At 41.4% G+C, this 19,873-nt stretch carries 15 protein-coding genes; 4 read left to right on the forward strand and 11 right to left on the reverse strand.

Going from position 1 to position 19,873, the window contains the following annotated elements; all coding sequences use genetic code 11:
* Window positions 1-121: 121 nt before the first annotated feature.
* Entirely contained in the window at window positions 122-466 is a 345-nt protein-coding gene (locus L1266_RS14460; RefSeq protein WP_235377771.1) for a four helix bundle protein, read from the reverse strand.
* 293 nt (window positions 467-759) lie between these two features.
* Here L1266_RS14460 and suhB point away from each other — a divergent pair, with 293 nt between their 5' ends.
* Window positions 760-1,563 carry an inositol-1-monophosphatase gene (gene suhB, locus L1266_RS14465; protein WP_235377772.1) on the forward strand — a complete coding sequence of 268 codons (804 nt, stop codon included), beginning with the start codon at window positions 760-762 and terminating at the stop codon, window positions 1,561-1,563.
* A 25-nt stretch (window positions 1,564-1,588) separates the two neighbouring features.
* On the opposite strand, the gene L1266_RS14470 is transcribed toward suhB, so the two are convergent.
* From L1266_RS14470 to L1266_RS14490, 5 genes are all read right to left on the reverse strand, one after another.
* The gene (locus L1266_RS14470) at window positions 1,589-2,419 is read right to left on the reverse strand and encodes a substrate-binding periplasmic protein (RefSeq protein ID WP_235377773.1); all 831 of its coding nucleotides are present in this window, start codon (window positions 2,417-2,419) and stop codon (window positions 1,589-1,591) included.
* A gap of 83 nt (window positions 2,420-2,502) precedes the next feature.
* Window positions 2,503-4,293, reverse strand: a complete 1,791-nt coding sequence (locus L1266_RS14475; protein WP_054552494.1) for a GGDEF domain-containing protein — start codon at window positions 4,291-4,293, stop codon at window positions 2,503-2,505.
* 87 nt (window positions 4,294-4,380) lie between these two features.
* A complete protein-coding gene (locus tag L1266_RS14480; RefSeq protein ID WP_235377774.1) occupies window positions 4,381-4,929 on the reverse strand; it encodes a hypothetical protein in 549 nt (182 codons plus the stop codon).
* Window positions 4,930-5,028: 99 nt separating this feature from the next.
* Window positions 5,029-5,985, reverse strand: a complete 957-nt coding sequence (locus tag L1266_RS14485; protein ID WP_138616872.1) for a sugar-binding transcriptional regulator — start codon at window positions 5,983-5,985, stop codon at window positions 5,029-5,031.
* A gap of 256 nt (window positions 5,986-6,241) precedes the next feature.
* The gene (locus L1266_RS14490) at window positions 6,242-7,591 is read right to left on the reverse strand and encodes a carbohydrate porin (RefSeq protein WP_235377775.1); all 1,350 of its coding nucleotides are present in this window, start codon (window positions 7,589-7,591) and stop codon (window positions 6,242-6,244) included.
* A gap of 596 nt (window positions 7,592-8,187) precedes the next feature.
* On the opposite strand from L1266_RS14490, the gene L1266_RS14495 reads away from it, so the two are divergent.
* Both L1266_RS14495 and L1266_RS14500 read left to right on the forward strand, forming a co-directional pair.
* A complete protein-coding gene (locus L1266_RS14495; protein WP_138600197.1) occupies window positions 8,188-9,900 on the forward strand; it encodes a purine-cytosine permease family protein in 1,713 nt (570 codons plus the stop codon).
* A gap of 17 nt (window positions 9,901-9,917) precedes the next feature.
* Window positions 9,918-11,414, forward strand: a complete 1,497-nt coding sequence (locus L1266_RS14500; protein WP_235377776.1) for a mannitol dehydrogenase family protein — start codon at window positions 9,918-9,920, stop codon at window positions 11,412-11,414.
* Between the two features lie 65 nt (window positions 11,415-11,479).
* Here L1266_RS14500 and secF read toward each other — a convergent pair whose 3' ends face one another.
* The 5 genes from secF to queA all read right to left on the reverse strand — a co-directional run bounded on the left by secF (window position 11,480) and on the right by queA (window position 16,983).
* A complete protein-coding gene (gene secF, locus L1266_RS14505; protein ID WP_054552488.1) occupies window positions 11,480-12,427 on the reverse strand; it encodes a protein translocase subunit SecF in 948 nt (315 codons plus the stop codon).
* Window positions 12,428-12,435: 8 nt separating this feature from the next.
* On the reverse strand, window positions 12,436-14,295 hold the full coding sequence (gene secD, locus L1266_RS14510; RefSeq protein ID WP_166339885.1) for a protein translocase subunit SecD: 1,860 nt from the start codon (window positions 14,293-14,295) through the stop codon (window positions 12,436-12,438).
* A 22-nt stretch (window positions 14,296-14,317) separates the two neighbouring features.
* Entirely contained in the window at window positions 14,318-14,656 is a 339-nt protein-coding gene (yajC, locus tag L1266_RS14515) for a preprotein translocase subunit YajC (RefSeq protein WP_036973302.1), read from the reverse strand.
* Window positions 14,657-14,685: 29 nt separating this feature from the next.
* Window positions 14,686-15,813: a tRNA guanosine(34) transglycosylase Tgt gene (gene tgt / locus L1266_RS14520; RefSeq protein ID WP_058583935.1), complete on the reverse strand. Its 1,128-nt coding sequence runs from the start codon at window positions 15,811-15,813 to the stop codon at window positions 14,686-14,688.
* A gap of 138 nt (window positions 15,814-15,951) precedes the next feature.
* Entirely contained in the window at window positions 15,952-16,983 is a 1,032-nt protein-coding gene (gene queA / locus L1266_RS14525) for a tRNA preQ1(34) S-adenosylmethionine ribosyltransferase-isomerase QueA (RefSeq protein ID WP_054552485.1), read from the reverse strand.
* A 214-nt stretch (window positions 16,984-17,197) separates the two neighbouring features.
* Between queA and L1266_RS14530 the strand changes: the two genes are divergently transcribed.
* Entirely contained in the window at window positions 17,198-19,708 is a 2,511-nt protein-coding gene (locus L1266_RS14530) for a two-component system response regulator (protein WP_054552484.1), read from the forward strand.
* The last annotated feature ends 165 nt before the right edge of the window (window positions 19,709-19,873 follow it).

Below are 19,873 nucleotides of genomic sequence, written 5' to 3' on the forward strand. Positions count from 1 at the left end.
TATCTGTGGTGTCTAACGACTCTTGAACGACTTTTATTTTAAATTCGAGGGAATATCTACGCTGTGACTTTACTTTCATGATTACTGACTCCAAAAAGGTGTCTACTTTTATGGAGTCAGATCAATCAGCTTCGATCTTATGCATAAGAGATGTCAACATTTTTGATAGCTCTTCCGTTTCACTCACCCAAGCTCTACCTATGGCGGCATCGATATATTTAATCTCAATTCCGATATAAATTTGCGTTCGTGTTTCTGCTATTGACGATCTTGATATATCTAAAAAACGTACCCGCTCTTTTTTGCTGACTCTCACCATACCTTCTGCGATGTTACTCGGTATTGATAAACCAGAACGTGTGAGCTGATTGCGAAAGCCAAAATCATTCAGATCAGTCGTTTCTTTGTAGATGTCAGCACTTAATCTTGCTGAACGCTTCCATACCTCTAATTTTTCAAAATTCATACTTGCATCCTTTTAAGTATAAAAACTTTATATAGGCACGAATTTTTCAGAATGCAAATTTCAAACTGACGGCTGACGGCTGACGGCTGACGGCTGACGGCTGACGGCTGACGGCTCAACGATATCTAACTTCTGACGACTAACCACTTCTTCTGAAATTAAATCAATAACAAAATCAGAATCGTACAAAAAACAACCTAATTTATTCGAGTTTATTGTTTACTTTACGCTAGAAATCGCTAGAATACGCCGGCTTAAATATATTCGTTCTTTTACAACCCAAAGGTAATGCTATGCATCCAATGTTAAACATTGCGGTTCGCGCTGCGCGTAACGCAGGCAAAATTTTACTTCGCGCAAGTGAAGACTTATCAAAAGTTGATGTACAACAAAAAGGCACTAACGACTTAGTGACTAACATCGACAAAGAAGCTGAAGCCGCAATTCGTGACACTATTTTAAAATCTTACCCAGAACACACTATCGTAGGTGAAGAGCTTGGTGAGCATAAAGGTAAAGATGCAGATTACCAATGGATTGTAGACCCTCTTGATGGCACAACTAACTTCATCAAGGGTATCCCTCATTTCGCAGTATCTATTGCACTTAAAGTTAAAGGTCGTTTAGACCAAGCTGTTATCTATGATCCAATTCGCGGTGAATTATTCACAGCATCACGTGGTCAAGGCGCACAGCTTAACAGCAAGCGTTTACGCGTAACTAAAACTAACGAGTTAGCAGGTTCTGTACTTGCAACTGGTTTCCCATTCAAACAAAAGCACCACTTAGACGCATACTCTGAAGCGTTTAAAGCCCTTTTCGTACACACTGCTGATATCCGCCGTGCAGGTTCTGCGGCATTAGATATGGCATATGTTGCTGCGGGTCGTGTTGATGGTTTCTTTGAAATTGGCCTTAAGCCATGGGACACAGCAGCAGGTGAGCTTTTAGTTAAAGAAGCGGGCGGTATGGTTGTTGATTTCGCAGGTGGTATTAACTACAACCAAAGCGGCAACATTATCTGTGGTGCACCTAAGTTAACTCAAGCGATCATTCGTGAAATTCGCCCAGTGTTAACTGAGTCACTACTTCGCTAATAGCGGTTGTAATACAAAAAAGGAGCTACGGCTCCTTTTTTTGTGGCTGAAAATAATCGTTGTCGAGTTTTATCTCTATGACTTCACCTTCTTTAAATGGCAACTTAGCCAAGTCTTCAGCAAAGTAACTGGCAAATAATTGCTCAAACTCGCCCGTGCTTTTCATCACCTTGAGTCCTTTTAACAGGGCTTCGGCCAATTCAGGCTTGTGGTTACTGACAAAAAAGTAAAATGCCGTTGGATAACTAATATAAAGATTAGGCACAATGACAAGTTCGTCACTTTTCACTTGTTCCATTTCAGAAATGACTTCAATGAACGAACGCGGAAAATAATCAACTCGCCCTCTGATCACTAGGTTAAACATCGCCTGATAATTTGCCAGTGGCCTGACTGTTAAGCCGTTTTGCGCAAGGATTTTTGTATCAGGCCAATCATGGCCTTGAATGGCACTAAACTGCGCTAAATCTTGTTTCGTATTTACATCTTTAAAACGCGGTAGAAACGCTCGTTTAGTGAGTAATGCGCGTTTACCAATGTAGCCTTTAAACAGAGGTACTTTGACTGCTATTGCAAGGTGTTCTCGCTCGGGGCTTGTCATACTCCAAAACACATCGGCCTGCTTTTCATCGAGCATCAGCAAAGTGCGCTGTTGATGAGGGTGAACCAGAACTTCGTTGATTTCTGCTTGATAATTACTGGCGCGTAAAGCCGCTGCCAGCAATTCATGAAGGTAATAATCGCGTTTATAAAGTGGGCGTTGTTCAATCGCTAAATTGACCACATTTTTAGCTTCTGTGGTAAGGCTGTATCCTAGGCTTAGCAATACTAGGATTGCACTACATAGTCGCTTCATTGTTATTTTGTTTATTGTGTTTTTTTTAAGCTACACCCAGTTAAACAGGGACACAAGTAAAATTAAGCAAACTTAAAATTTCTTCATGAGCGGGCAGATATCGCTTCATCTTTATGGCTGCTTAAACGTACCACTGCGGGGGCTGGCCGGCTACGTTTACATACAAACAAGTGGCTACTCTGATAACGTTTGGCCTCTTTTTTCGCATCAGTTGCCAGCGCTGCGACTTGGTGGCTGTTAATACATAGCTCTAAATCAGGCTTAACTAAACCGATTGATAATGTAAGCAGTGGCACAAACTGCTTTTTACCTTCTCGATTGCTTGCCCAATAACCCCCTTGCTCAATATGTTCTGGTGTGAAAAAGGCCCGAGACTGCAGCTCAAACTTACTAATAATGTTATGGCAAACTTGCTCTGCATCATTTTTATCAAACACCACCATAAAGTCATCACCGCCAATGTGCCCGACAAACCCTTTGCTAGTGCTACAGGCCTCGACGATGACTTCAGCAAGTAATTTTATAACGCTGTCACCACTGGCATAACCGTACAGGTCATTGAATTGTTTGAAGTGGTTTAAATCAACGTATGCGAGTGAGAACGGATAGTTATTACGAAGTCTCAGCTCAATTGCTTCGTTAATCGCAACATTACCCGGCAGCATAGTCAGCGGGTTGGCATGTTGTGCATGGCGGATTTTTTCTTCGGTAATGTGTTTTAAGATATTACGCAATGGCGCCAAACCTAAGTATTCACCATTTCGAGTGATCACAATATGGCGTCGAATATCAAACTCAAACTCGGTAATTTGCTGACTCACCGTATCGAGTAACTCGTTTTCGTCAACGATTAACGGCTGTTTATCCATTAAAGAAGTAACTGGCTGCTTATCATAAAGTGCATGGCCATAGGGAGCAGCAAACACTTCAGTGAGTTGATCTCGGTGTAATAAACCAACAGGAATATTGTGCTCTAATACGGCAAGACTAGTTAGCGTTTTATCTTGCTCAAAGATACTGTGGGCATCTTTACAGCGGGTTGTTGCTTCTATGCTGGCGTGCTCGACCGCCAACCAACCAATCGCCATAGACTGCTCAAAAGTATTGCTATTATCTGATGACTCTAAGTGCTTTAAGCAGTGAATATTTATTTCGTAACTTGGCTGTAAGCTCGGCCTTTCAAGTAAAAAGCCTTGTGCATGTTGCACACCTAAGCTTTCGAGTAAACGAAGCTCCTCTGCCCGTTCTATGCCTTCTGCGATAACTTGCGTATTGGTGGCTTTTGCAAGCTCTATAATTGACTTTAAAAACTCTTTTTTAACCACACTCTGATCGCAGTGGTCGATAAAGTAGCGGTCTATTTTTACAAACTCAGGACATAACTCAGACCATTGCTTTAAGCCAGAATAGCCAGCCCCTAAGTCATCAATAGCAATCGAAAAACCTAACTCACGATAATGAGCAATGGTTTTTAACAATAAAAAACCATCATCGACTTTTTCTTGTTCTGTAACCTCAATAACGACCCGGTTAGTTGCAAGGCCAAAGTGTTCAACTAGGTGTAATGTTTCACCTTTAGGATGGCAAGGGTCGAGTAAGGTTTTAGGGCTTACATTTAAGAATAACTTGCCTTGTAAATTGAGTTTCACAAAGTTCTCAATTGCTCTACTGCGGCAAAGTAGCTCCAATTCAGAGATCTTATGGCAAGCAATTGCTGCACTGAATAATGCACTCGGCATTTCTAATTCAGACCCTTTTGGGCCGCGGCTTAATGCCTCATAGCCCAAAATATGTTGATTAGAAATATCAAAGATAGGTTGAAACAAGGTCTCAATTGCACTGTTATCTAAGATCTGCTGTAGTTGTGCGTTCACCTTACACCTAACGTTAGTAATACAAATAGGTGGGTAAATTATCAACCTTGTATGACAATTTTATGGCAAGGCTATGACGAGTGCAGACTACTCAATAGCGGTGATGAGCTCAAGTTGCTTAATGCGGGCAAAACTATCAGTCATTTTTAATTTAGCATTTTGGTAATCACTCGTAGCTAAATCAGCTTGTTGCGCTAATTTATAAACTGCAAGTGGATTAAGTAATAACTGCTGTGCGTGATAACAGCTTGGCGCCGCAAACTCAGGTAGTTCAGGATCTACATTAATTGTCATTTCATTCTGCAATGCATCTGCGTCATCACTTTGTTGTTGAAACTCTGTTGCGTCTGCCAGCGCATGCAAACTTGCCTCACACTCTGGCAATTGTGCTTTTAGGTTTAAAAACAAACCTGTTGATGAAGTAATTAACTTGAACGTCAGGTCTTGTAATTGCTGAGCAGCTGATTGGTTTTGTAGTGCCTCTACAACTTGCCAAGCTAAACCTTGGTAGCTGTCGAACTGCTGCTGAAGTGTTACCTCAGGTGTTTGCTGTACTTCTGTCTGTTTTGGCTCTGGCTTATCTTCACAAGCACTGAGCATTAAAAGTATAAACACGCTAAACATCAGGTGTTTCATAATGTCTCCGAGAGTATAGTTAGACTCGTTTTTAAAAATCATAAACAGCTGTAAAACTGTCACTTGTTACCAATTTAGTCAGTTTAGTCATACCAAGACTTACCTCAGCAACAGTGCTTCTGCTGTTAGTTCATTTGTAATGAGACTATTGATCATTCCTGATTCGATCGCTCCTGCAATGGCTGGCACTTTACTGTCACCCGCAGCAATCCCAATAACACGTTTATCATTTGATGGAGAAAGTACCGCACTCGTCACGCGATTATTTATTTCTGATTCGACGAGATGACCTTCACTATCGAAAATCCAGCTAATTACTTCACCTGTTGCACCAATAGCGTCAAGCGCAGCTAGTTCATGCCGAGTAACAAAGCCGTCTAAATGAAGGGGTGAATTTATTCCTAAATCTCCAACACCAACAAATGAAACATCCGCTTGTGATGCCAGTTGATGTACATTTTTAACATGCGTTAATTGCTGCCAACCTGCTTTATCAGCTTCAGATTCTGCTATAACTGGAACTGGCATAGGGAAATGTTGCGCACCAACCCTTTCTGCAACATGAATAGCTACTTCATAGCGACTTGCTGAGCCATCCTGAGCAATATTTCCAACTAAAGATACAATACGATGGTGTGGGCATTGCATCGTAGGTAGCTCTTCTGCGCATGCGCGCAACACTCTTCCAGTACCAAACGCAATGATTTTTGCATGGCGCTGCTTTAGCTGTCTTTCAATTTCTGCGGCACCCGCTTGAGCCAAGCCAATGGTAGAATTAATATCGTTACTCTCGCTAGGCACCACTTCACAACTAAGTAAACCGTATCGATTTTGTAGCGCATCAGCAAGCTCCATACAGCGTCGAATTGGATGTTCTAATCGTACTTTTATTAACCCTTGAGATACTGCTAAAGCAACAAGCCTTTGCGCAGATTGGCGAGACGTATTAAGTTGCTTAGCTATTTCATCTTGTGTTTTACCAGCAACATAGTAGAGCCAGCCAGCCCTCGCTGCTTCCTCTAATTTTTGATTATCATTGCTAGGAATTGAAGCCATTTTATACGCCTGTTTGAACAATAAATGAGGTAAATGATTAGAAAAATCAGCTATTCAGCGGCTATTCTATACATAATCTGTCATGAATAACAATTTTAGGGTTCACACTCTTAACTAACAAGACACCTTACTAAATTTTGTTAAATATTACTGAGGTGCCTATGTATTTCACAAAGAGACAATAACCGCAAGCCCTTCTCAGCGGCACAACAAAAGTCGTGCACTCGCTGCCAAATAACGTCGGTTTAAGCTTTAACTAAAAATTTAAATTTAACTGCAAACCTGCAATCAATGCATTCTCAGCATCATTATCACCATTAGGGTCGATGATATACTGAATACTAGGCATTAACTGTATTGCTGGGGTAACAACATAGTTATAATTTAACTCAATCGGGTACTCATGGTCTCTTACGATTACTTCATCATCTGAAAAATTCGCGTTATAAAAGCGCTGAGCATCATTAAGCTCATTACTCACACTGTTTCGGCCCACTGCAAAACCAATACGGTCGTGTGGTCTACTAACTAAAGGTGCATCAATATATCCGCCAAAAGCCAAAACTTCGCCTATAGCGCTGACACTTTGATCTGCGTGAATCATACTCGCAAAGATACGTAAGCCACCTCCAGAACTATTTCGAGTTAACTGTTGTTCAATATTAAAATAAAATGCATTATCAGTATCTTCTATAGCGACCATATCACTTGTCGTGCCAGCAGGGTAACCCGCATTATTGACTAATTTAGTTTTATCTAAACTGCTGCGGACAACGCCAAATCGATAATCTCCATCTAACCCATTCTTGTATTGGCGTTTATATTCCAACTCACCTACCAAGGTCGTGCCGTTAACCTCCCCTGATGTTGTTAATTTTAACCCTTGATTTAATGACATGGTTGCAGGGTTTGCATCATAACTGCCTAGTTTAAAAAGCAAATTATCAGTGACTTTGTATGTTAGTTGCACGCCTAGTGCACTAAGGGGGTCACCATACCAACTACTACTCAAATAATTGGATGAGCCACCACTGCAAAATGTTAGGTGCTGAAAGGCACAACTCATGGCAAAAAAATCAGCACTTGGGTAAATTCGACCCACTTTAATGCTAAGTTGATCTTCAAATAAATGCTGAGTTAGAGAGAATTGAGTTAAACGCGTTACATTGCCACGACCATAAATTTGTTGCGACTGCAGCAAAACTGGCAGGTTTGCTTTTTCATTAATAAGCTCGCCATTACGGTTGGTAAGCTCCACCTTAAATTCGGCACCCGACCAATTAAGCAATTTTTCTAAATTAAAGTAGCCACCGGCAAAAAACTGATCGGCATAAGCCGTTTCTGTACTTTCTCCCCCTTTTAAGTTATGAGCTGTTTGACTGAAGTAGCCTAAGCGAACATCCACACCTTGCTCTGCTAGCTTATCTCTTGCCCCTAACCAACCGCCACTTAGATGGCTGTGAACATCAAAACTTTCATCTGCATAACCTGACTGAGAATACAGCAACATAATGGCTGCGATAGATTTAAGCCGAGCGACGTTTAAATAGCGTTCACTTTCCCCTTTCCATGTACGACAAAACTTTGGTTGTTGATTTGTGTTCATATGCGTGTTCTCCATTTTAATTTGCCCTAGCTGATCAACATCTTAGTATTCAACGCCCAGGAAAGAGCAAATGACATAAACATGAGCATATTCCTAATGCAGAATATATTTGTCAACATCAAAAAATAGAGCTCAAATTCTAATTAAAAGAAATTAGAATCTGTGAAAGAGAAATTAAAATGGATAAAACTAATCCTCTTTCATATGAACACCATTTCAGGAAAAATTAAACACCCGCATAACCAACTAAAAAATAACAACTTTATCAAGATTGATTTGATGAAGCTTTAATTCCAGAACAAGAGCAATTACTTCGACTTATTAATGACAATCAGCCGATTAAATAGACTGATTCATTAACATTGACAAACAGCAACCAAAATAGGATTATGCCCACGTGCAACCCACTTGCCCAAACAGGAAGATTTACTTTATGTAAATACTCAATGACAACAATCATGGGCGTGTTGATTTTTGAAATTTTCTATTTATCTAATAAAAAGTTTTAGTGTTAAACAATGAACACACAAATAAAGATGCAGTTAAGCTATTTGCTTACAAATCAGCATGGCTAAAAAGTACTGGGATCGTTACTTATGAATACTAATCATAAAGACCTAAACCATATAGAAGAAGAGCAATTACCTATTGCAAAACATAAGCTCAAAGGATGGAGACATTTTTTAGGTTTATACGCAGGAGAGCATGTTGCTGCTACTGAATTTGTATTTGGCGCAACCTTTGTCGCACTTGGCGCAACCATGACGGATATTTTGCTTGGCTTGCTAATTGGTAATATTCTCGCCGTGCTAAGCTGGACACTAATCACCACCCCAATTGCTGTTGAAACACGCCTGAGTCTATATACTTACCTTCAAAAAATAGCAGGAAACTCAATGACCCGGTTATATAACTGGGCGAACGTCATAATCTTTACGGTTATTTCTGCTGCTATGATCACCGTTTCTGCAACGGCTGTTCGCTTTGCACTTGATATTCCCGCGCAATTAAATTGGTATCCAACAAACGCATGGTTTGTCATGGTCGTTCTTGCCGTAGGCATTATCGTTGTATTGGTTGCTATGTATGGTTTTAACGCTGTATCGCAATTCTCAGGTATTTGTGCTCCGTGGTTATTTGTTATGTTCATCAGCGGTCCATTAGTACTCATGCCTGAACTTGCCAATTCGGTCATTGGTGAAACCTCTGTCTCGAGTTGGGGAGACTTCATGCACATTGGCAGTGTCTCTGTATGGACTGGGTTAGATGCCAATGGTGAGCCAGGCATAGGACTATTAGAAGTCATTGGTTTCTCTTGGGCAGCAAACACCATCACTCACTTTGGTTTAATAGACATGGCTCTGCTGCGTTACGCGAAGAAAAAAAGCTATGGCTTATGCACATCAGCCGGTATGTTATTTGGTCACTATATCGCTTGGATCTCTGCAGGTATTATGGGTGCGGGTACAGCAGTTTTGGTGAAAAAGTCGATTACTGAGCTAGATCCTGGCGATGTTGCGTTCCATGCACTTGGGTTATCTGGGTTAGTTATTGTTATTGTAGCAGGTTGGACTACAGCAAATGCAAACTTATACCGAGCTGGTCTTGCTGCACAAGCTATATTTAGTAACCTTTCGCGTACCAGAACGACATTTTTAGTGGGCATTGTTACTGTTTTAATTGCTTGCTTTCCATTTGTATTTACTAAGCTACTGCCACTTCTTACATACGCAGGACTTTTAGTCGTACCTGTTGGCGCTATCGTTTTTGCTGAACATTTTTTATTTCCAAAGATAGGTCTAACTCGTTATTGGGTCACCTACAAAAAGCTTGAGCATAGCTCTGCGGCTGTTATTGCGTGGGCACTTGGCCTAGTGTTCGGATTTACACTAAACGCGATCAATATAATCCCATTCTACTACCTTTTCTTACCAACTTGGGTATTCAGTATTGTCGTATATATTTTATTAGCAAAACGCAATGGCGCTGCGCAGAAGTATCCTGAAGAAGAAGCAGAGCTAGCTAATTTTGATAAAAAAGTAGAAAGATTTCACGCCGAACAAGCAGCCAATGAGCCAGCATTTATTCTTGATCAGCGCCTGTTAACCAAAGTACTCACTGCGGTTGCTTGGTTAAGTCTAGGTGTTACTGTGGTGCTAGCAGCAAATGCCATGTTCAACTCACCAGATGTTGCTTCCTATGAACACAATAGAACGTTATTTTTCAATAGTGGATTCGCTTGTACCATCATTTACTTCGCGAGTGCGTATTGGGCTATGCAGCGTAAAAAACAATTTTCAGCCGTTTAACTGCTCGGGGGCAAAACATGAGCGCACTTTCTTTAAATAACTCAACACTGAGCTCTTTTCCTACATCTATATCAGTGCCGCGTTATAACCGACAATCACTAAAAGCTGGGATTGTCCATGTTGGTGTGGGCGGGTTTCACCGCTCTCATCAAGCTTTCTATACTGATAACTACATCAACCATACTGGCGATCTAAGTTGGGGCATTTGCGGTATAGGCTTACGCGAGGCTGATCGGGCTATAAAACAATCTTTAGAAGCACAAGATTATCTGTACTCACTATTGGTAAAGCACCCAAATGGCAAAACTGATACGCAAATAATTGGCTGTTTAACCGATTTTCTCTTAGCGCCAGATGATCCAGAAGCTGTTATAAATAAAATGGCCGCTGAGGAAACCCAGATTGTTTCATTAACAATAACCGAAGGGGGTTATAACTATGATCCATCAACCGGCGAGTTCGATTTTTCAAACCCCGATATACAACATGACTTAGCAAACCCAAACAAGCCAAAGCTGATTTTTGGCTACCTTGCTGCTGCTTTAGATCGCCGCAGAAAGAGTGGTCAAAAACCGTTTACAGTTCAGTCTTGTGATAATGTTCAACACAACGGTGATGTCATACGAAAAATGTTAGTTACTTACATTAGTTCATATGACTCAGAGCTTGCTGATTGGGTCGCAAATCAAGTTAGCTTCCCTAATGCAATGGTCGACCGTATTACGCCTGCAACCACAGATAAAGATATTGCTCTAGCAGAACAGCTGGGAGTGATTGATTCATGGCCTGTCACGTGTGAGCCTTTTCACCAATGGGTCATCGAGGATAAATTTTGTCAACAACGCCCAGCTTGGGAGAAAGTAGGTGCGCAAATAGTCAATGATGTAACGCCTTATGAAACCATGAAAATTCGCTTATTAAATGCAAGCCATACTGTTATGGGAATACTCGGATCTTTGCGTGGCTATCAAACCATAGAGCAAACAATTTCAGATCCCTTATTTGCTACAGTGGTAAGTAACTTCATGGATAACGAAGTAACACCGATTTTAGATGACGTACCTGGTATTGATCTAAGTGATTATAAGCGAACACTGATAGCTCGATTTGCAAACCCTAACATCAAGGATAGCCTTGCACGAATTTGTTCTCAAAGCGCAAGTAAAGTCTCCACCTTTTTAGTACCTACGATAGTAGAGAACCTTAAAATTGGTGGGAATGGTGCGATTGCTAATTTAGTAATTGCAGCTTGGTGCTTATACAGCGACACGCATTCGTCTCAACAAGGTCAGCCTTTAGAGGTTATCGATGATATGGCTGAAACATTACAGCAGGCTGCTCATGCATCACGCATTTCACCACTTGCTTTTCTTGAGCAACCGAGCATTTTCGGCTCAATTATTGAGAACGAGTCATTTTGTAATGAATATAAATATTACATCAGCCAACTCTATGCGGGAGTGGCAATTGAGCAGATTATGGAGGCGGTGTTAAGTAGTTATAAGGCCAAGTAGTATCAGGCAGAGTAAGTTTAAAAATAAAAAAACCGCCCTAGGGCGGTTTCTTTTTGTATCACTGATTAAGGCATAGGATCGAGATCCGCGCCTTCTTTTTCAATTACTTCAGGAATTAAGTCTTCTTTACTTACACCCATTGCAATTGCTACAGCTGAAGCAACATAAACAGATGAATAAGTACCGATGAACACACCAAATAGTAATGCGGTTGCGAAACCGTGGATCGTTTGACCACCCCAGCCAAATAACGCAATCAATACTAGGATAGTGGTGATTGATGTTACTAGGGTACGGTTTAACGTTTGCGTTAATGAAATATCGATAATTTCAATCGTGTCATCAATGCGCACTTTACGGAAGTTTTCACGGATACGGTCAGATACAACGATGGTATCGTTGAGTGAGTAACCTATTACCGCCAAAATCGCCGCAAGAATCGTTAAGTCAAACTCTAGGCCAAGTACAGAGAATAAGCCTAGTGTGATGATAACGTCGTGTAATAGTGCTGATACAGCACCTACCGCAAAACGCCATTCAAAACGAAACGCAACGTAAATTAAGATACAGATAAGCGCAGTTAACATGGCAAGGCCACCCTGCTCTTTTAGATCTTCACCAACACTTGGGCCAACAAATTCGATACGACGCATTTCTACTGTCGACTCAACTTTTTGTAATGCCGTAATGATTTGGTTGCCAATTACTTCTGCTTTTACGCCAGCACCTTGCGGAGCAAGACGCACTAGAATTTCTTTACTTGAGCCAAACAGTTGCACTGAGAAATCTTCAAAGCCACTTTCAGTGATTGCATCACGTACTTCTTTAAGATCAGGTGCTTGTGTAAAGCCTACCTCAACAGCGGTACCGCCAGTGAAGTCGAGACCAAAATTTAAGCCTTTAGTAAAAAACGACACGAAAGAAGCCAAAATCAACAAAGTTGATAATGTCATGGCAAACTTTCTTAACTTCATAAACGGGAGTGTTTTACCACCGAGTTTTAAAATTTGCATGCTGACTCCTAAATCGACAACTTATCAATACGCTTACCGCCAATGAACAAGTTGATTACCGCACGGGTACCAACAATGGCTGTAAACATAGAGGTGATAATACCAATCGCTAGCGTTACTGCGAAACCAGCAATAGGACCTGTACCCACTGCAAATAGAATCACTGCTGCGATAAGCGTTGTGATGTTAGCATCTAAAATGGTGCTAAACGCGCTGTCGTAACCAAAATGAACGGCTTGTTGTGGACTACGGCCATCAGCAAGTTCTTCACGAATACGTTCGAAGATAAGTACATTGGCATCAACCGCCATACCTACGGTTAATACGATACCTGCAATACCCGGTAACGTTAACGCAGCACCCGGAATAAGCGACATCACACCAACAATTAATACTAGGTTGGCACCCAGAGCGATATTCGCCACCATGCCGAAACCTTTGTAGTAAATAAGCATAAATACCAGTACAAACACGAAACCAAGCACAACGGCAGTCATACCCGCTTCGATGTTCTCTTGACCTAGGCTTGGACCTACCGTGCGCTCTTCAACGATTTGAATTGGCGCAACCAGTGCACCAGCACGAAGTAATAGGCTAAGGTTATGTGCTTCAGCTGGGTTATCGATACCTGTAATACGGAATGAACGGTCAAGACGCGCTTGAATGGTCGCCACGTTAATCACTTCTTCAACTTTAATTGGCGGAAGTGCTTTACCGTTTTCATCTGTTTTACCTGATGGCTTGTATTCGATAAATACTGTAGCCATGCGTTTACCGATAGCACGCTTAGTGAACGCATTCATTTTTGCGCCACCTTTGCTATCTAGCGTAATACTAACTTGTGGACGTTGATACTCATCCATACCTGATTGCGCGCCAGTGATGTGGCTACCTTCAAGAATGATGCGCTGCTTTAGAACCACTGGGTAACCTTCACGCGCCATGATCATTTCTGTACCAGGCGGTAAACGGCCTTGAAGCGCTGCACTTGCATCTGCGTTTTCGTCAACTTCGCGGAATTCTAGAGTTGCTGTTGCACCCAGAATCTCTTTAGCACGCGCTGTATCTTGTACACCCGGAAGTTGCACGATGATACGCTCAGCACCTTGACGCTGTACGTTAGGCTCTGCAACACCGATTTGGTTAATACGGTTACGGATAATCGTTTCGTTTTGCTTGATAGCGTAGTCACGAATTTCTTTTAGCTTTTGCTCGCTCATGCTGGCATAAAAAGCATTGTCGCTGCTGCTATCATCAACGTAAACGTTTAATGGGTAACGAGTTGATAAGAAACGCTCAGCTGCGTCTTTATCTTCTTCGTTACGCATTTCAACACGTAATCGCTCGCTGTTCGCTACACGGCGAATAGTGCGATAACGTAGTTTTTCTTCACGTAAGTCACTTTTGAAATCTTGTTCCATTTGCTCAAGCTGAGTATCAACCGCCGTCGCCATGTCGATTTCCATAGTAAAGTGAACACCACCGCTTAAATCTAGGCCTAGTTTCATTGGGTTACCACCCAGTGACTTTAACCACTCTGGTTGAGCAGGCGCCATATTGATTGCAGAGATATAATCTTCACTAAGGGAATCACGCAGTAGATCTTGCGCTTTTAGTTGGTCTTCAACATTCTTAAAACGAACGAGGATTTGTCCATCTTCAAGTTTGCTTGATTTAACAGTAACGTTATGTTCTTTGAGAGTCGCATTTACTTTATCGAGTACGCTGAGGTCAGCATCAGTACCTTTAGTGCCCGATACTTGTATGGCCGGGTCTCGGCCATACAAATTAGGAGAGGCATATAAAATACCAACGACTAACACTACAAGAACAAGTAAATACTTCCATAATGGAAACTTGTTTAACACGTGTGAGTCCTTATTTTTATTGTTATAGCGACTTCATAGTGCCTTTTGGCAATACTGCAGAAACAGCTGATTTTTGTACTGTTACTTCTGCTTGGTCGTTTAATGAAATCACGATGAAGTCTTTGTCATCAGCGATTTTAGCAATCTTACCTACTAAACCACCTTGCGTTAGTACTTCGTCGCCTTTCGCCATTGCGCTCATTAGGGCTTTATGCTCTTTTACACGCTTAGCTTGTGGACGGTAGATTAAGAAATAAAATACCAGACCGAAAATACCCAACATGATTAGCATTTCCATGCCACCACCTGCTGGTGCTGCACCTGCCGCACTTGCGTGGGCGTTTGAGATGAATAAACTCATTTCACTTCCTCTTTAATTTTTCTAAAAATTTAATCTGATGTATCTGCAAGCTCTGGCACTTCTTGGCCGCGGCGTGCATAAAAATCTGCAACAAATTCGTCTAGTTTGCCATTACTGATGGCATTACGTAAGCCTTCCATCACGCGTTGATAATAACGTAAGTTGTGAATCGTGTTTAGACGTGCGCCTAAGATTTCATTACATTTATCAAGATGATGCAAGTATGCACGTGAATAGTTTTTACACGTATGACAATCACACTCAGGATCCAATGGACCGGTGTCTGTTTTATGTACTGCATTACGGATTTTAACAATGCCGCCAGTTACGAATAAATGACCGTTACGTGCGTTACGCGTAGGCATTACACAGTCAAACATATCGATACCACGGCGAACCGCTTCAACTAAGTCTTCTGGTTTACCAACGCCCATTAAGTAACGAGGCTTGTCTTCAGGCATTTTGTAAGCACAGTGGTCAAGAATGTTGATCATCTCGTTTTTCGGCTCACCAACCGATAAACCACCTAATGCATAACCATCAAAGCCAATTTCTTCTAGGCCTTTTTGCGATTGTGCACGAAGCTCAGGGTACATACCACCTTGGATAATACCAAACAGCGCAGCTGGGTTATCACCATGACCTTCTTTTGAGCGTTTAGCCCAACGAAGTGATAACTCCATAGAGTCTTTCGCTTCTTTTTCTGTCGCTGGGTATGGCGTACATTCGTCAAAAATCATTACGATGTCAGAGCCTAGATCACGCTGAACTTGCATCGCTTTTTCTGGCGAAAGCATGATTTTTTCACCATTAACTGGTGAGCTGAACATCACGCCTTCTTCTGTGATTTTACGCATTGCGCCTAAGCTGAATACTTGGAAACCGCCTGAATCAGTTAGGATTGGACGATCCCAATTCATAAAGTCGTGTAAGTCACCGTGCTGCTTAATGATTTCTGTACCAGGACGCAGCATTAAGTGGAAAGTGTTACCTAGGCAAATTTGTGCACCAGTATCTTTCACTTCGTCAGGCGTCATACCTTTTACAGTACCGTAAGTACCTACCGGCATAAATGCTGGCGTTTCTACAACACCACGTTCAAAAATCAAGCGGCCGCGGCGCGCTTTACCGTCAGTGCGGTCTAATTCAAATTTCATATTATCCTCAGTGTCGGAAAAACAGTCCAACAAGCTATAATTTAACCGCTCGATTCTACCCTGTTTGCAGGTTTATTACTATTAATTGAGCTAAATTCGAAAATAAAAAGCCCAGTTCAAAAACTGGGCTTTTTAACGTTATTTGCGCGTTAAGAACATCGCATCACCATAACTAAAGAAGCGATACTTCTGCTCAATAGCCGTATGGTAAGCACCCATTATGTTCTCTTGGCCTGCAAAGGCACTTACTAACATGATTAAGGTTGATTCAGGTAAATGGAAGTTTGTCACCATGGCATCAACCACATTGAACTGATAACCCGGATAAATAAAGATATCGGTATCGCCAAAGTAAGTATCTAGTTTGCCGCCGTGCACTTTAGCTGCTGACTCTAATGAGCGGACTGATGTAGTCCCTACAGCGATTACACGACCACCTTTTGCTTTCGTTTCGGCTACCGCTTTAACCACTTCATCTGGTACTTCGATGTACTCTGAGTGCATAACATGCTCATCAACTGAGTCAACGCGCACAGGCTGGAATGTGCCCGCGCCCACGTGCAAGGTCACAAAGGCCATGTTAATGCCCTTGTCTTTTAAGGCTGCCATTAATTTATCATCAAAATGCAGGCCAGCTGTTGGCGCGGCTACGGCACCTGGCTTTTCACCATAAACAGTTTGATAACGCTCACGATCTGACTCATTATCAGGGCGGTCAATATAAGGTGGTAATGGCATATGACCGATGTCGTTTAGGATATCGAGTACATTTTCGTCTTTGGCAAATTCAAGCTCAAAAAGCTCGCCATGACGCGCAACCATGGTTGCTTCTGCTTTACCTTCTAGAATGATTTTTGAGCCTGGTTTTGGCGATTTACTAGCTCGTACATGCGCAAGCACACGGTGTTCGTCAAGTACACGCTCTACTAACACCTCAAGCTTACCGCCTGATTCTTTTTGCCCAAACATGCGAGCAGGGATCACTTTGGTGTTATTAAAAACTAATAAGTCATTTTCATTAACGAGCGATAAAATATCACTAAATACTTTATGCTCAACTTGCCCTGATGGGCCATCAAGCGTCAGTAAACGACTGCTAGTTCGATCTGCTTTCGGAAAACGAGCAATTAATTCATCAGGAAGGTCAAAGCTAAAATCAGCTACGCGCATAGAGCATATCTCTCATTAATAAAAACGCGCCAAGTTTACTCTGATACGCCTACTACCTCAAGCAAAGCCCTAGACCAAGTGAATGGCCGTTTACAGGTTTACACACTTAAGTGCTTATTAACCGCTTTTAGGTAAAGTTTGCTTGTAGATTAGGCAAAATGTCATTATTCTAGCCTATTCAATAAACATGGGTTAGGTAAGAGGTAGTAGCGCCATGGCAAAGCAGTTGAAACTGCTAATTTTAAACGCAAGCGTTGCTGAGCGTGAAACAATTAAGACCACATTAAACAAACTTAATGTCTTCACGTTTATCGAAGCCAGTGACTCTCAAGATGCGCTAAAAATTCTTAAAAGCCACCCAGTGGATATTATCATTACCGGTCTTGAGGTTGGTAAGATTGATGGTTGGCGTTTTTCGCGCATGATCCGTTCAGGGTTATTAAAAACACCAAAAAACACACCTATTTTACTTACTCCACCAATTTATTGTGAACGTATAGCCGAAACCACGGCTCGCAGCTATGGCATTGATGCCGTATTGCCATTTGAACGCCAAGATATGCTGCCGCAAATGTTAGCCAACGTGTTATCAACCCATCTTGAAAAAAGTAGCCGCCTCAATTTATTGCTACTTGAAACCGATAGTCGCAAAGCAAAAGATATTAGCGAGCAGCTTAAACTCAGTTTTGCTATTACTCACACCACGTCTACAAAAGCGACGCTAGCTACTTTTTTACAACAAAAATTTGCCATTGTATTGATTGACGCCACCGAGTCTCATTCTGATACCGCAGCTGGGTTAATTAGCGAAATATTACAACACAACCCAAAACAGGCGATTGTAACCATCATTGATAACAATGATGCAGATTACGCGGAGCAGTTGTTACTTTCTGGCGTTACTGATTTTATTCGCGCCCCTTACGATCACTCTTTATTAAGCAAAGTGTGTGACCACGCTGCTCGTCGTGAAGATTTCATGGTGAGCTACGCAGAGTTTGCACAAAAAGTAGAACAACTAAGCCAAAGTCAAAGCCGTTATAAAGAGCTGTTTTCTGCCCACCAACGTATTTTATTACACCTAAATACGGTGGTACTTGAGTTTAACCAAGAGGGTAATATTCGCTTTATTAACCCAGCTTGGGAGCATTTAACGGGCTATGGCATTAAATCTAGTTTAGCAAAGTCACTAACAGACTTTTGCTTACCGGAGTGCAAAACAAAGCTACAAGATACCATTCAGCGTATTTTGCTTGGTGGTGAGCAACAGCAACAGGTCGAGATCCAGCTAAAACATAAAAATGGTAATGCCATTTGGGTTGAATGTCGCTTACAACTAATAAAAAATAGCCAAAACTCAGCGACTATTACCGCCACTATCGATAACATTCATGAGCGTAAACAGGCAGAGCTACAACTTCGTCATTTAGCCTTGCACGATACGCTCACAGAGCTGCATAACCGTTATTACTTTGACCAACAATTACAACGTATTTGTAAGGCCAAGTACACCAGTAACGATACCGAGCATGCGCTGATTTATATCGACTTAGATCACTTTAAAATCATCAACGACAGTAAAGGTCACCAACAAGGCGACATCGTTCTAAAAGAAGTTGCTCAGTTATTTACAGCGAATATCAGTGATGAGCACTTAGTGTGCCGCATCGGTGGTGATGAATTCGCCGTGATCTTAAAAAATACGAACCTACTCGATGCACACTTGGTTGCAGAAAGCATTTGCATGGCGATTGAAAAACACCGTTTTCATTCAGAAGGCCAAGAGTACTCAATTAGCTGTTCAATTGGTTTAACACAAATCACTGAGCAAAATAACGATCCAAGTGAATGCTTAAAACAAGCTGATATCGCTCTTTATGTAGCAAAAAGCTTAGGACGTAACCTCGTTCATTGCTACTCTAAAGAAGACTCCAGCCACAATAGCTTACAAGCGGGTTTAGAGTGGGGGCACAGTATTCGTCAGGCATTACAGCACGATGCTATCGAACTTCACTATCAGCCTATTTGGGACTTTAAGCGCGGCCATGTTGCCTATTTTGAAGCGCTATTACGCTTAAAATTAAACGATGAAATTGTTTACCCAAATCAATTTATCCCAGCTCTTGAACTTCTAAACGATACATTTTTAATGGATCAATGTGTTATTCGTAATGCAATTAAGAGTGTTGCCGAGTACCCGGAGCTCAATCAAATAGCAATTAACTTATCAGCACAGTCGTTTTTAGATGAACGCTTACTGCCTCATATAGAGTCGAGCTTAAAAGAATATGCTGTTGAACCAACACGTATCATTTTTGAGATCACAGAGTCTGCGAGTATTAATAACCTCGTTGCAACCCGTGCCATGATCGAGCGTTTGAACGGCTTAGGGTGTCACTTCTCAATTGATGACTTTGGTACAGGCTTTAGTACCTTCAACTACCTTAAACAATTACCGGCTCAACATGTAAAAATTGATGGTTCATTTGTTCGCGACATGCTGAACGACCCAATCGATTTAGCGCTGGTAAAAGCAATTAATGATATTAGCCGTTCCCTTGATAAACGCTCTGTTGCTGAATATGTTGAAAATCAAGAGATATTTTTAGCGCTAAAAGATATCGGCGTAGATTATGGGCAAGGTTACTTCATTGCTCGCCCGATGCCTGTTGAAAAAATAACGGCTGAACTTAAAAAAATATCTGAAAATAATCTGTTTAACTAACAATTATCTAGCCTATTTAGAGCAAAGCTTGATACATTTTTAAACATTTTTTCTAAGAAATTTTGCTTCCATACTGACAATACTCATCTATACTTAAATCCACAGCAAGGTTAAATGTCGTGTTTTTATGGTGATTATCTATAATAAACATGACATTACTTATTA

This window comes from Pseudoalteromonas sp. Cn5-37, assembly GCF_021532495.1.
GTDB lineage: Bacteria > Pseudomonadota > Gammaproteobacteria > Enterobacterales > Alteromonadaceae > Pseudoalteromonas > Pseudoalteromonas simplex.

Excerpts from the sequence above, each read along its gene's own strand:
- L1266_RS14460 (WP_235377771.1), bottom strand. The coding sequence starts at position 466 with ATGAATTTTGAAAAATTAGAGGTATGGAAGCGTTCAGCAAGATTAAGT.
- suhB (WP_235377772.1), top strand. The coding sequence starts at position 760 with ATGCATCCAATGTTAAACATTGCGGTTCGCGCTGCGCGTAACGCAGGC.
- L1266_RS14470 (WP_235377773.1), bottom strand. The coding sequence starts at position 2,419 with ATGAAGCGACTATGTAGTGCAATCCTAGTATTGCTAAGCCTAGGATAC.
- L1266_RS14480 (WP_235377774.1), bottom strand. The coding sequence starts at position 4,929 with ATGAAACACCTGATGTTTAGCGTGTTTATACTTTTAATGCTCAGTGCT.
- L1266_RS14485 (WP_138616872.1), bottom strand. The coding sequence starts at position 5,985 with ATGGCTTCAATTCCTAGCAATGATAATCAAAAATTAGAGGAAGCAGCG.
- L1266_RS14490 (WP_235377775.1), bottom strand. The coding sequence starts at position 7,591 with ATGAACACAAATCAACAACCAAAGTTTTGTCGTACATGGAAAGGGGAA.
- L1266_RS14495 (WP_138600197.1), top strand. The coding sequence starts at position 8,188 with ATGAATACTAATCATAAAGACCTAAACCATATAGAAGAAGAGCAATTA.
- L1266_RS14500 (WP_235377776.1), top strand. The coding sequence starts at position 9,918 with ATGAGCGCACTTTCTTTAAATAACTCAACACTGAGCTCTTTTCCTACA.
- secF (WP_054552488.1), bottom strand. The coding sequence starts at position 12,427 with ATGCAAATTTTAAAACTCGGTGGTAAAACACTCCCGTTTATGAAGTTA.
- yajC (WP_036973302.1), bottom strand. The coding sequence starts at position 14,656 with ATGAGTTTATTCATCTCAAACGCCCACGCAAGTGCGGCAGGTGCAGCA.
- tgt (WP_058583935.1), bottom strand. The coding sequence starts at position 15,813 with ATGAAATTTGAATTAGACCGCACTGACGGTAAAGCGCGCCGCGGCCGC.
- queA (WP_054552485.1), bottom strand. The coding sequence starts at position 16,983 with ATGCGCGTAGCTGATTTTAGCTTTGACCTTCCTGATGAATTAATTGCT.
- L1266_RS14530 (WP_054552484.1), top strand. The coding sequence starts at position 17,198 with ATGGCAAAGCAGTTGAAACTGCTAATTTTAAACGCAAGCGTTGCTGAG.